This is a genomic window from Streptomyces sp. NPDC058457, from assembly GCF_042720695.1.
In the GTDB taxonomy this organism is placed as follows: domain Bacteria; phylum Actinomycetota; class Actinomycetes; order Streptomycetales; family Streptomycetaceae; genus Streptomyces.
On sequence record NZ_JBHXLU010000071.1, the window covers coordinates 51,298 to 63,124 of the forward strand.

Below are 11,827 nucleotides of genomic sequence, written 5' to 3' on the forward strand. Positions count from 1 at the left end.
GTCCAGGGTGTCACGCCGCGGCCTGGCCCCCGTCACCGGATGGTGATGGTGATCGTCGACCCCTTGGGTGCCTGCTCCCCGGCGTCCACCGACTGTTTCTTCACGGTGTCGCCGAACAGCCCGAGCAGCCCGCGGTTCTCCTTGACCTGGAAACCGGACTGCTCCAGCAGCTTGGTCGCGGCGTCGACGCTCGCCCCGACCACGTTCGGAACCTCCACCAGCTCCGGGCCCTTGGACAGCGTCAGCGTCACGGTGTCGCCCTCGGCGGCCTGCGCGTCGCCCGCCGGGGTCTGCTGGGCGACCTGCCCCTGGTCGTACTCGGAGTTGATCTCGGTGGCGGACACCGTCACCTTCAGCCCGGCCTCCTGAAGCTCCTGCCGGGCGTCGTCCAGGTCGTCGCCGGTGACGTCCGGGACGTCGACCGGGGCACCCTTGCTGACGACGAGCGCGATCGCGGTCCCCGCGTGCCGCTCGGTACCCGCCCCCGGATCAGTCGAAATGACCGAGCCCCTGGGCACGTCCTCGCTGAACTCGCGGGTCACCATGCCCGGTTCGAGCCCGTCCGCCGTGAGCAGCAACTTGGCCCTGGCCAGCGTCCGCCCCTGCACATCCGGCACGTTCACCGTCTCGGGGCCGTCCGAGACGGTCAGCTTCACCGAGTCGTTGCTGCGGATCCGGTGGCCGGCCGCCGGGTCGGTGCTGATCACCGTGCCCCGCTTCACCGTGTCGCTGTAGGCGTGCTCGACCGATCCGACGTCCAGCCCGGCCTCCTTCAGCCGCGCGGTGGCCTGGGCCTCGGTCTTCGACAGCAGGGGCGGGACCTTGGTGAACTGCCCGGTGTTGATGTACCAGACGCCGGCGCCCGCCCCGAAGACGATCAGTACGGCGACGACCAGCGTCAGCAGCCCGCGCCGGGACCGACGGCCCCCGCGCCGCCGGTCGGATGGGGGTGCCCCCGCGCGAGCGAAGCCGAGCGTGGGGGAGGGCGGCGCCTCGAACCGGCTGGTCCGCAGCACCCCCTCGTCCTCCTCGTTGACGGGCAGGGGGCGGGGCACGGTGAGCGACCGGGGTATGACACTGGTCCGGTCCTCGGCGATGTCATGCGCCTCGGTCAGCGCCTGCGGCGGCACGGCGTCCAGCTGCTCGGCGCCGAGCGCGCTCCGCGCCTGCCGCAGCAGGGCGAGCAGCGCGACCGCGTCGTACGGCCGGACCTCGGGGTTGCGGGCGGTGCCGAGGGCGACCAGCTCGTCCAGCTCGTAGGCCAGCCCCGGCACGACGGCGGACGGCGCCGGCACGTCCTCGTGCAGATGCTTGTACAGGATGATCGCGGGCGAGTCCCCGTCGTGCGGCTTCTGCCCGGTGAGCATCTCGTACAGCACGACACCGCACGCGTACACGTCGACGCGCGGATCGGCGGTGCCGTTCTCGACCTGCTCGGGCGCGAGGTAGGCCACGGTCCCGAGCACGGCCCCCGTCGTACTGGTGACGCTGTCCACGGACCGCACCAGCCCGAAGTCCGCGACCTTGACCCGCCCGTCGTCCCCTATCAGCACGTTCTCGGGCTTCATGTCCCGGTGCACGAACCCGGCGCGGTGCGCGGCGCCCAGCGCGGCCAGCACCGGCTCCAGGATGTCCAGCGCGGCCCGCGGCTGCAGCGCGCCGCGCTCGCGCAGCACGTCACGCAGGGTGCAGCCGGCGATGTACTCCATGGCGAGATACACGTACGACCGGTCGGCCCCCTGGTCGTAGACCTGGACGACGTTCGGGTGGGCCAGCCGGGCGACCGACTTGGCCTCCCGGATGAACCTCTCCACGAAGGACCCGTCGGCGGCGAGCGCCGGGTGCATCACCTTCAGCGCGAGCACGCGGTCCAGCCGGATGTCCAGGGCCCGGTACACCGTGGCCATCCCGCCGACGGCGATCCGCGCGTCGACGCGATACCGGCCGTCGAGCACCTGCCCGACGAGGGGGTCCTGAAGGGTCGTATCCACCCAGCGAGTGTACGAGGACCGACTGACAGCCCCACAGGTGAGACCGCTTTCCCCCGGGGACTGCAGCGCACCTGTGACGCTTCGCACCTGGCTGAAATATGCACCTACCCACCCGCGACCGCCGACACCGACCGGCCTCGGGCATGCTTTCTCCCCCTTCCCGCAGCCGCCGACGGTGCTCGGCCCCCACGGGAGAGTCCCGCTTCTCAGCAGACGGTTTCGGGTGGTGCGTGGGTGGGAGACGAGGCGGGAGCGGGCCGGCGCTCAGAACGCAGGACGCTCGGGGTCCAGCACGGCCAGGCCCTCCGCAGGAGACGACGCCTCCGCGAGGTACCGACGGGGAATCCGCCCCGCCAGCCGGGCCAGCCGCCCCGCCTCCACCCCGGCCCGCATGGCGTGAGCCATCCGCTCGGGATCCTGTGCCCGCGTCACCGCAGACGCCAGCATCACCCCCGCACACCCCAGCTCCATCGCCAGCGCCACGTCCGACGCCGTACCGGCTCCCGCGTCCAGAATCACCGGCACCCGCGCGTGCTCGACGATCAGCCGGAAGTTGTGCGGGTTGCGGATCCCGAGCCCGGACCCGATCGGCGACCCGAGCGGCATCACCGCGGCGCACCCCACGTCCTCCAGCTTCCGGGCCAGCACGGGATCGTCGTTCGTGTACGGCAGCACCGTGAACCCGTCGTCCACCAGCGTCTCCGCCGCGTCCAGCGTCTCGACCGGATCCGGCAGCAGCGTCCGCTCGTCGGCGATGACCTCCAGCTTGATCAGCGAGGTCCCCAGCGCCTCCCGCGCCAGCCGGGCCGTCAGCACGGCCTCCCCGGCGGTGTAGCACCCCGCCGTGTTCGGCAGCACCCGGATCCCGAGCCGTTCGAGGACCGACAGCACGGATCCCCGTACCCCCGGGTCCACCCGCCGCATCGCGACCGTGGTCAGCTCGGTCCCGGACGCGACGAGCGCCCGCTCCAGCACCTCCAGGCTGGGCGCACCCCCGGTCCCCATGATCAGCCGGGAGGAGAAGGTCGTACCCCCGAGGACGAACGGGTCGTCGGCCATGGCTCAGCCTCCCTGTACGGCGGTGAGGACTTCCACGCGGTCGCCTTCGGCGAGCCCGGTCGCCGCCCACTGCCCGCGCGGTACGACGGTCTCGTTGACGGCCGCGGCCACCCCGGAGGGCGCGGCGGTGAGGGACTTCACGAGCGTGTCGAGAGCGGTGCCCGGGGCGATCTCCCGGCGCTCCCCGTTGACGGAGATGGTGACGGAGATGTTCATGCGGTCTGCTCCACAAGGACGGCGCCGAATCGCCTCGGCGTGAACGGACGGGCTTCCTCCGGCAGCTCGCCGCCGGCCAGCAGCTCCGCCATCACGTCCCCCGTGACCGGCGTGAGGAGCACCCCGTTGCGGTAGTGCCCGGTGGCCAGCAGCAGCCCGTCGAGGCGGGTCGGCCCGAGCAGCGGCGCGTTGTCGGGGGAGCCGGGGCGCAGCCCGGCCCGGGTCTCGGTCAGGGGCAGTTCGGTGATCCCGGGCACCAGCTCGTGCGCGTCGCGCAGCAGCTCGTACACCCCGCCCGCCGTGACCGTCGTGTCCCAGCCGAGCTCCTCGCTGGTCGCGCCGACGACCAGTTCGCCGTTCTCCCGGGGCACCAGGTAGACGTTCCCGCCGCGCACCACGGCCCGTACGGTCCGGCTGAGGAACGGCGCGTACCGCGCGGGCACGGTCAGCCGCAGCACCTGCCCCTTCACCGGCCGCACCGGCGGCAGCACGTCGTCCGGCACGCCCGCCAGCCGCCCGCTCAGGCTCCCGCCGGCGAGCACCACCTGCCCGGCACCCAACGTGTCACCCGCACGGGTGCGGACACCGGCGGCGCGTCCCCGTGCCACCTCCAGGCGCTCGGCCCAGTCGCGGTGGAGGACCACCCCGGTCCGCTCGCACGCGGCCACCAGCGCGGCCGCCAGTCGGCGCGGGTCGATCTGGTGGTCGCCGTCGACCCGCAGCCCGCCGCGCACGCCCGGCGCGAGCATCGGCTCCAGGCGCCGGCACTCGCGCCCGGACAGCCACTCGGACTCCAGTCCCGACTGCTGCTGGAGCGCGTGCAGCTCACGCAGATGGGCGCGGTCGTCGGCGTCCAGCGCGACCGCGAGCGTGCCGCAGCGCCGGTAGCCGAGGTCGTGGCCGGTGAGCTCGGTCAGCTCGGCGGCGAAGCTCGGATAGCGGCGCGCGGAGGCCAGGTTGAGCCCCAGCAGGGTCTGCTCGCCGTAGTGCAGTTCGGTGACCGCGGCCAGCATCCCGGCCGCGACCTGCGCGGCCCCGCCGCCGGGCGCGGGGTCCACCAGGGCGGTGGCGAGCCCGCGCTGCGCGGCGCGCCAGGCCGTGACCAGGCCGATGATTCCGCCCCCGATGACGAGGACGTCGGACGTACGTGAGGACATGGGCGTCCAGCCCCTCCCTTCGCCGGCATGACCCGGATCAGGTTCGTACGGTCGGAGGCCGCCAGCCTCCCTCTCAGCCCGGTGCGTCCGGGCTCCCGCGTGTGCTTCCCCGTCACCCTAGCCCGCGGAGCTCCGCCCTTGTAAGACGGCCTCGGACCGCGCTGTGGAACAGGTCACTCGCCGCGCCCCTGACTGACTCTTTGTCAGTTGTCTATCGTTCTTCTCCATGGTGACTTGTCTATGGTGATCAGGTGAGCGAGCAGACGCAGGGACGGAGCACGTCACAGACGCGGCGCGTGGTCGTCGTGGGCGCGGGCATGGCCGGGGTGCAGACCGCCGTCGCCCTGCGCGAGCGGGGGTTCACCGGCACCGTCACGCTGATCGGCGCCGAGCCGCACCAGCCGTACGACCGGCCGCCGCTCTCCAAGGCCGTGCTGCTCGGCAAGGCCGAGGGCTCCGCCTTCGAGGTCGACTTCGAGGCGCTCGGCATCGAGCTGGCACTCGGCCGCGACGCGCTGGGCGTGCGCACCGCCGACCACGAGCTGGACACCGAGGCCGGACCGGTGCCGTACGACGTCCTGGTCCTCGCCACCGGCGCCGAGCCGATCACGCTGCCCGGCACCGAGGGGGTGCCCGGCGTCCATCTGCTGCGCACCCTGGACGACGCTGAGCGGCTGCGGCCCGTGCTCGCCCGGCAGCACGACATCGTGGTCGTCGGCGCGGGCTGGATCGGCGCCGAGTTCGCCACCGCGGCCCGCGAGGCCGGCTGCGCGGTGACGGTCGTGGAGGCCGCCGACCGCCCGCTCGCGGGAGCGCTCCCGGCCGAGGTCGCCGCGCCCATGACCGCCTGGTACGCGGACAGCGGCACCGAACTGCGCACCCACGCGCGCGTGGCCGGCGTCGAGCCCGGCGCGGTGGTGCTCGACGACGGCTCGCGGCTGCCCGCGGGCGCCGTCGTGGTCGGTATCGGGGCCCGCCCCGCCACCGCCTGGCTGGCCGGCTCCGGCATCGAGCTGGGCACCCACGGCGACGTGCTGGCCGACGACCGTCTGCGCACCGGCGTCCCGGACGTCTACGCGGTCGGCGACTGCGCCTCCTTCCCGTCCGGCCGTTACGGCGAGCGCCTGCTGGTCCACCACTGGGACAACGCCCTCCAGGGCCCGCGCACGGTCGCCGCCAACATCCTCGGCGAGTCCGACGCGGTCTACGACCCGGTCCCGTACTTCTGGTCGGAGCAGTTCGGCCGCTTCGTCCAGTACGCCGGCCACCACGCCGGCGCCGACCGCCTGGTGTGGCGCGGCGACCCTTCCGGCCCGTCCTGGAGCGTCTGCTGGCTCCGCGAGAGCCGCCTGGTCGCTCTGCTGGCGGTAGGCCGCCCCCGGGACCTGGCGCAAGGCCGCCGCCTGATCGAGGCCGGCCGTGAAATGGACCCGGAGGCCCTGTCCGACCCCGCCCGCCCCTTGAAAAACGCGACTGCGGCGCCCCTTTAGGGGCGCGGGGCTGTACCGATATGCGGCTGCGCCGCGTGGGCGCGACCAGCCCCTACGGCGCCGCACCCGAACGACGACACATCCCGCCCCCACCCATCGCGGCCCACCCGGCAGAACGCCTACCCTTGACCCCGTGACCGAGATTGACGCAAACATCGATGCTCTCGTCCCCGCCTGGCTCACCCTCCCCGACATCGCAGAGATGATGGACGTCGAGGTGACGCGCGTGCGGCAGCTGGTCAAGGAGGGCCAGCTCATCGCCGTCCGCCGTGGTGAGAACAAGGCACTGCACGTTCCCGCCGCCTTCATCGACGGGGACAAGGTCGTCAAGGGCCTGACCGGCACCCTGACGCTTCTGCGGGACGACGGCTTCACCGACGAAGAGATGCTGGAGTGGCTCTTCACTCCCGACGAGACCCTGCCCGGCACCCCCGCACAGGCGCTCAGCGAGAATCGCGGCACGGAGGTGAAGCGCCGCGCCCAGGCGCTCGCCGTCTGAGGCACGTCTGAGGCAACCAGTACCGAACCGACGGGGGACACCGATGACCGACACCGCCCGCGCCCAGCTGGCCGATGCCCGGCTCTACCTGTGCACGGACGCCCGTAAGGAGCAGGGCGACCTCGCCGGGTTCCTGGACGCGGTCCTGGCGGGCGGTGTCGACATCGTGCAGCTGCGCGACAAGGGCATGGAGGCCGCCGAGGAGCTGGAGCACCTCGCCGTGTTCGCCGACGCCTGCGCCCGGCACGGCAAGCTGCTCGCGGTCAACGACCGCGCGGACGTGGCCCACGCCGCCGGTGCCGACGTGCTCCACCTCGGCCAGGGCGACCTGCCGGTCCCGGCCGCCCGCGCGGTCCTCGGCCCGGACGTCCTGATCGGCCGGTCCACGCACGCCGAGTCCGAGGCCGCCGCGGCCGCCGTGCAGGACGGCGTGGACTACTTCTGCACCGGCCCCTGCTGGCCCACCCCCACCAAGCCCGGCCGCCCCGCCCCCGGCCTCGGCCTGGTGCGGTACACCGCCGCGCTGGGCACCGACCGCCCCTGGTTCGCCATCGGCGGCATCGACCTCGGCAACCTCGACCAGGTACTGGACGCGGGTGCCCGCCGGGTGGTCGTGGTCCGCGCGCTCACCGCGGCCGACGACCCGGGCGCGGCGGCGGCCGAGTTCGCGAAGCGCCTGCGGTCGCGGTGACGCGCAGGGGGTCGCTGTCCGGAAACTTGTCCAGTATCCGGACGCGAGCTCGACAATTCGGGCAAATATCCCGAGTTCGGTTGGGTGGCCGTCCGCCCCTGGCTAACCTGCGGGTATGGCCCTAGGAACCGCATCGACCAGGACTGACCGCGCACGCACCGTGCGCGACATGCTCGCCACCGGCAAGAACACGTACTCGTTCGAGTTCTCGGCGCCGAAAACCCCCAAGGGCGAGCGGAACCTGTGGAGCGCGCTCCGGCGGGTCGAGGCGGTCGCCCCCGACTTCGTCTCCGTGACCTACGGCGCCGGCGGTTCGACCCGCGCGGGCACGGTCAAGGAGACCCAGCAGATCGTCGCCGACACCACGCTCACCCCGGTCGCCCACCTCACCGCGGTCGACCACTCGCTGGCCGAACTGCGCAACATCATCGGCCAGTACGCGGACGCCGGGATCCGCAACATGCTCGCGGTGCGCGGTGACCCGCCCGGCGACCCGATGGGCGACTGGGTGGCGCACCCGGAAGGCCTGACCTACGCGGCCGAACTCGTCCGGCTCATCAAGGAGTCGGGCGACTTCTGCGTGGGTGTCGCCGCCTTCCCGGAGATGCACCCGCGCTCCGGCGACTGGGACGCCGACGTCCGGCACTTCGTCGACAAGTGCCGCGCGGGCGCCGACTACGCCATCACGCAGATGTTCTTCCAGCCCGAGTCGTACCTTCGCCTTCGTGACTCGGTCGCCGCGGCCGGCTGCGAGACCCCGGTCATCCCGGAAATTCTGCCCGTCACCAGTGTGAAGATGCTGGAACGGCTGCCCAAACTCAGCAACGCCGCCTTCCCGGACGCCCTGAAAGAGCGGATCCTCACAGCGAAAGACGATCCGGCGGCGGTACGCTCCATTGGCATCGAATACGCCACGGAGTTCTGCGCCCGGCTGCTGGCCGAGGGAGTGCCAGGACTGCACTTCATCACGCTCAACAACTCCACGGCGACGCTGGAAATCTACGAGAACCTGGGCCTGCACCATCCCCCGCGGGCCTAGACCGGCCGCACCGGAGTACGACACACTGCGTAGCGGTCACAGGAGGAGGGGCGTACATGGGCTGGACGGTCCTCTACGTAGCGTTCGGCATCGTCGCGCTGTGGTTGCTCGGCGAGGTGCTGCTGCAGTACAAGGCGCGGCTGCGCTGGCGACTGCTCGCCTTCGTCGGCTTCCTCGGGGTCGTGTTCGGTGTCCTGATCCCCTCGGTCATCGTGATCGGTGTGGGCGCGATCGCGTTCGCGGTCGGCCAGACCTACGTCACGCTGTCGTTCCGCCGCGGCTTCGAGGCCGGCTGGGCGGTCAAGCGCCCCGGCACGGACGGTGACGAAGGCCTGACCAAGCGCCGCCGCGGCGAGCCGGACGAGGACGCTGGCCTGGAGGCCACCGACCCCGACGCGGCCGACGCCGCCTACGCCGAGCAGCAGGGCGCCTACGCCACGGGCAGCATGCCGTCCTACGGCGGTGACGACTACGAGCGTGACGACGTCTTCACCCCGGCGGCCCGCACCATGGAGCCCGGCGCGGCCGAGTCCAGCACGGTGTACGAACCGCAGCCGATGCCCGAGGACACCGGCTCCTACGGCGTCTACCGAGACGCCGGCTACGCGGCCACCGGCGACCAGCAGGCCGCCTACGCGACCGCCGGCCAGGACCAGGCGTACGCCGCCCAGGGCACCGACCAGAACTACGCCTACGACTACTCCGGCTACGGCCAGCAGCAGTACGGCTACGACACGGGCGCCCAGCAGCAGTACGCCAACTACTCCGACCCGTACATCGGCAACAACCAGACCTACGGCGGCACCGGGTACGACCAGTCGTCGTACGGCACCCAGCAGTACGACCAGCAGGGGTACGCCCAGGGCCAGTACGGCACCGGCGGCTACGGCGAGACCCCGGCGGGCGGTGTCTGGGTACCGCAGCAGCGCGCCGACGAGACCTACGGCGGCGAACTCCCGCAGGAGCAGCCGTACCCCTACCAGGGGCAGGGCGACGACGGGCAGGGGCAGCAGCAGGGCCAACAGCAGGGCAACGGGTACGACGAGCAGCAGTACCGTTTCTGAAGCGGCCCCGAAGAGCCCGGCTCACTGCGAGCCGCGGAACTCCGGCCCCTCCACGATCAGCCCCGCCACCAGCGCCCCCGACATACCCGCATGCGGAAGCCCACCGCCGGGGTGCGACCGGCCGCCCACCCGGTACAGGCCAGGCAACCGGGTGGTGTTGGCCGGGTGCAGAAAGCGGCCCTCGCCGCCCGCGAGGGCCGGAGCGGAGATCCCCCCGGACCCGGTGGTGGCCGTGTCCCGTTCCGGCAGTCGCGTCTCGTGCCAGATCAGGCGCTCCCGCAGCCCCGGAACGGCGGTCTCGGCGGCTTCGAGGAGGAAATCCGTGTAGGCCCCGACGGTGCTCTCCCGCTCCCAGCCGGCCTCGGCCGACAACACCGCCGACAGCACCACGGACTCGTGGTCGTCGTCCGGTCTGAGCGCCGGGTCGTCGGGGCGCAGCACCGTCACGGTGGGGCACACCGGCCGGTCGCCGCCGGGTGAGGCCAACAGGTCCAGCTCGGTCTCCTCGTCCGGGGCGTGCACGATCGTGCGGTGTGCGGCACCGGCCTCGCGCCCGCCACGCAGCGCCAGCAGCACGGTGAAGCGGCCCGGCCGCGCCGCCTTCCGGTCGGCCCGCACATCACCGTCGGCGTCCAGCGGGCACCCCGTCCGCCGGGTGAGGGCGTCGAGCCGCACCGGATCCACTCCGGCCACCACATGGTCGACGTCGATCACACCGCCTCCCCCAGAGCCGAAAGCCTGGGAGGTGCCCCCAGCGAGCTCCACCCCCGCCGCGCGGCCGTCCTTCGCCAGCACCGCCGTGACCTCTGCGCCGAACACGAACTCGACTCTCCGGCGCACGCACCGCTCGTACACCGCGCGCGCCAACTCCCTTGTGCCACCGCGCACATACCAGGTGCCGAAGGCATGCTCCAGATACGGCAGGACGGCCGCGCTCGCCGGAGTGTCACGGGGGTTGAGGCCGTGGGCGAGCGCATGGCTGTTCAGGAGGGCGGCGAGGCGCTCGTCGCGCAGCTCCCAGGCGCCGATCTCGGCGAGCGTGGCCGCCCGGCGGGTGCGCAGCAGCTTCTTGTGCGGCACCGACGGGTACGGCTCGCGCTCGGCCAGCACCTGCCAGTTCGGCCACAGCGGTTCCTCCAGGAGCGGGCGCCTGGTGCGGTCCCAGGCCTCCCGGGCCCGCACCAGGAAGTCGCCCCAGCGCTGCCCGGCGCCCGCCCCGAGGGCCTCGTCGAGGGCGGTGACGACGCCCGCGCGGGACGCGTTCGGCAGCGAGACCGCCGTGCCGTCGGCGAAGACGTGCCGGGCCGACGGGTCCACCTGGACCAGCTCGACACAGTCCTCCAGCGGCTCCCTGCCGGTCTTGACGAACAGGTCGCGGTAGACGGCGGGCAGCGGCAGCAGCCCGGGGCCGGTGTCGAAGGCGAACCCGTCACGCTCGAACCGGCCCACCCCGCCGCCGTACGTGTCCGTCCGCTCGTACACCGTCACCCGGTGGCCCGCGACGGCCAGCCGGGCGGCCGCCGCCATGGCGCCCATCCCGGCGCCGATCACCGCAATCCGTCCCATGCCCGCGACTTTATCGACCGCCACTGACACTCCGGCCCGGCGGGCCGTCAGCCGGGCGGCCGTCCCACCTGCGCCGCGAGCCGCCGTTCCTCCCGGCGCTGGGCGCGGCGGCGCCAGAAGCGCCGGATCCGGGAGATCAGGAACACCAGCACGATCAGGCCGGTGGCCAGCAGTACACCCGCGATGATCGCCGCCGGCAGCGGATGGAACATCGCGAACGTCACGATGCCGGCGACCCCGAGATCCTCCGCGAGGCTCACCACGATGTTGCTGAACGGCTCCGGCGAGGTGTTGATCGCCATCCGGGTGCCGGCCTTCACGGTGTGGCTGGCGAGGGCCGTGGAACCGCCGACCAGCCCGGCCGCCACGTCCGAGAGCGAGCCGCTGTGCCCGGCGAGCAGCGCCCCGACCCAGGCGCCCGCCACCGGCCGGATCACCGTGTGCACGGAGTCCCACGCCGAGTCGACGTACGGGATCTTGTCGGCGACCGCCTCGCACAGGAACAGCACGCCCGCGACGATCAGCACCTCGGGGCGCTGCAGCGTCTCGGGGACGTCGTCGCTCAGGCCCGTCGCGCCGAAGAGACCGAGCAGCAGCACCACCGCATAGGCGTTGATTCCGCTGGCCCAGCCGCTGGTGAAGACCAAGGGGAGTACCGACACGGACGCGATCGTAACCAGTCGGCGGCCGCCCGTCCTGGGCCTGCGTGCGCACACCTGAGTACGCGTACCTAGGGAGCGAGTTGAGTACGCGCGCGGATGGGCCGCGACCTGCGTGAACGAGAGAGTGGAGACACGGAAAGGGGCGCGAGGTCCGGTACCGCCGACACGGGGCGGCGGAACGGTGCCGGCGCCCTCGACCGCTCCTTCCGCCGATTCGCGTCGGCGGAAGCGAGACACGGGGGAGAGGGGACCCGGGGGAACAGCGGGAAACCGGGGGAACACGGGGGAGTACGGAAGGCGCCGGTCCGACGGGCGCCCCCCCGGGGCCCGGCCCCCCCCGGCCGGCCGCGGCCGAAGCCACCCCCCCCCGGCGCCGGGACGGGGGCCGCCCCC

Annotated in this window: 11 protein-coding genes and 1 riboswitch; of the genes, 5 read left to right on the forward strand and 6 right to left on the reverse strand. The window is 72.9% G+C overall.

Annotation, left to right across the window (positions count from 1 at the left end; all coding sequences use genetic code 11):
- Positions 1 to 32: 32 nt before the first annotated feature.
- From pknB to thiO, 4 genes are all read right to left on the reverse strand, one after another.
- Positions 33 to 1,991, reverse strand: a complete 1,959-nt coding sequence (gene pknB, locus ACFWPS_RS39115) for a Stk1 family PASTA domain-containing Ser/Thr kinase (protein ID WP_383714624.1) — start codon at positions 1,989 to 1,991, stop codon at positions 33 to 35.
- A 264-nt stretch (positions 1,992 to 2,255) separates the two neighbouring features.
- Entirely contained in the window at positions 2,256 to 3,050 is a 795-nt protein-coding gene (locus ACFWPS_RS39120; RefSeq protein ID WP_383714626.1) for a thiazole synthase, read from the reverse strand.
- A 3-nt stretch (positions 3,051 to 3,053) separates the two neighbouring features.
- Positions 3,054 to 3,266 carry a sulfur carrier protein ThiS gene (gene thiS, locus ACFWPS_RS39125; RefSeq protein ID WP_383714628.1) on the reverse strand — a complete coding sequence of 71 codons (213 nt, stop codon included), beginning with the start codon at positions 3,264 to 3,266 and terminating at the stop codon, positions 3,054 to 3,056.
- Complete coding sequence (gene thiO, locus ACFWPS_RS39130) at positions 3,263 to 4,423, reverse strand: glycine oxidase ThiO (RefSeq protein ID WP_383714631.1); 1,161 nt, start codon at positions 4,421 to 4,423, stop codon at positions 3,263 to 3,265. Before thiO ends, thiS begins: the two co-directional genes overlap by 4 nt.
- A riboswitch (TPP riboswitch) is annotated at positions 4,421 to 4,532 on the reverse strand. Its footprint overlaps the gene before it by 3 nt.
- A 142-nt stretch (positions 4,533 to 4,674) precedes the next feature.
- On the opposite strand from thiO, the gene ACFWPS_RS39135 reads away from it, so the two are divergent.
- From ACFWPS_RS39135 to ACFWPS_RS39155, 5 genes are all read left to right on the forward strand, one after another.
- Positions 4,675 to 5,913: an NAD(P)/FAD-dependent oxidoreductase gene (locus ACFWPS_RS39135; RefSeq protein WP_383714634.1), complete on the forward strand. Its 1,239-nt coding sequence runs from the start codon at positions 4,675 to 4,677 to the stop codon at positions 5,911 to 5,913.
- Between the two features lie 133 nt (positions 5,914 to 6,046).
- On the forward strand, positions 6,047 to 6,412 hold the full coding sequence (locus ACFWPS_RS39140) for an Rv2175c family DNA-binding protein (RefSeq protein ID WP_383714637.1): 366 nt from the start codon (positions 6,047 to 6,049) through the stop codon (positions 6,410 to 6,412).
- A 43-nt stretch (positions 6,413 to 6,455) separates the two neighbouring features.
- A complete protein-coding gene (gene thiE, locus ACFWPS_RS39145; protein WP_383714640.1) occupies positions 6,456 to 7,103 on the forward strand; it encodes a thiamine phosphate synthase in 648 nt (215 codons plus the stop codon).
- 115 nt (positions 7,104 to 7,218) lie between these two features.
- On the forward strand, positions 7,219 to 8,142 hold the full coding sequence (metF, locus tag ACFWPS_RS39150) for a methylenetetrahydrofolate reductase [NAD(P)H] (RefSeq protein WP_383714642.1): 924 nt from the start codon (positions 7,219 to 7,221) through the stop codon (positions 8,140 to 8,142).
- Positions 8,143 to 8,198: 56 nt separating this feature from the next.
- Positions 8,199 to 9,206 (forward strand): hypothetical protein, encoded by a 1,008-nt coding sequence (locus ACFWPS_RS39155; protein ID WP_383714645.1) that lies wholly within the window; start codon positions 8,199 to 8,201, stop codon positions 9,204 to 9,206.
- A gap of 21 nt (positions 9,207 to 9,227) precedes the next feature.
- On the opposite strand, the gene ACFWPS_RS39160 is transcribed toward ACFWPS_RS39155, so the two are convergent.
- Together ACFWPS_RS39160 and ACFWPS_RS39165 are read right to left on the reverse strand one after the other, a co-directional pair.
- Entirely contained in the window at positions 9,228 to 10,772 is a 1,545-nt protein-coding gene (locus ACFWPS_RS39160; RefSeq protein WP_383714647.1) for a phytoene desaturase family protein, read from the reverse strand.
- A gap of 47 nt (positions 10,773 to 10,819) precedes the next feature.
- On the reverse strand, positions 10,820 to 11,434 hold the full coding sequence (locus tag ACFWPS_RS39165) for a DUF4126 domain-containing protein (RefSeq protein WP_383714649.1): 615 nt from the start codon (positions 11,432 to 11,434) through the stop codon (positions 10,820 to 10,822).
- Positions 11,435 to 11,827 lie beyond the last annotated feature (393 nt).

What these genes read in the sequence shown, in the direction of transcription:
- ACFWPS_RS39120 (WP_383714626.1), bottom strand. Translation starts at nt 3,050, where the DNA reads ATGGCCGACGACCCGTTCGTCCTCGGGGGTACGACCTTCTCCTCCCGG.
- thiS (WP_383714628.1), bottom strand. Translation starts at nt 3,266, where the DNA reads ATGAACATCTCCGTCACCATCTCCGTCAACGGGGAGCGCCGGGAGATC.
- thiO (WP_383714631.1), bottom strand. Translation starts at nt 4,423, where the DNA reads ATGTCCTCACGTACGTCCGACGTCCTCGTCATCGGGGGCGGAATCATC.
- thiE (WP_383714640.1), top strand. Translation starts at nt 6,456, where the DNA reads ATGACCGACACCGCCCGCGCCCAGCTGGCCGATGCCCGGCTCTACCTG.
- metF (WP_383714642.1), top strand. Translation starts at nt 7,219, where the DNA reads ATGGCCCTAGGAACCGCATCGACCAGGACTGACCGCGCACGCACCGTG.
- ACFWPS_RS39155 (WP_383714645.1), top strand. Translation starts at nt 8,199, where the DNA reads ATGGGCTGGACGGTCCTCTACGTAGCGTTCGGCATCGTCGCGCTGTGG.
- ACFWPS_RS39160 (WP_383714647.1), bottom strand. Translation starts at nt 10,772, where the DNA reads ATGGGACGGATTGCGGTGATCGGCGCCGGGATGGGCGCCATGGCGGCG.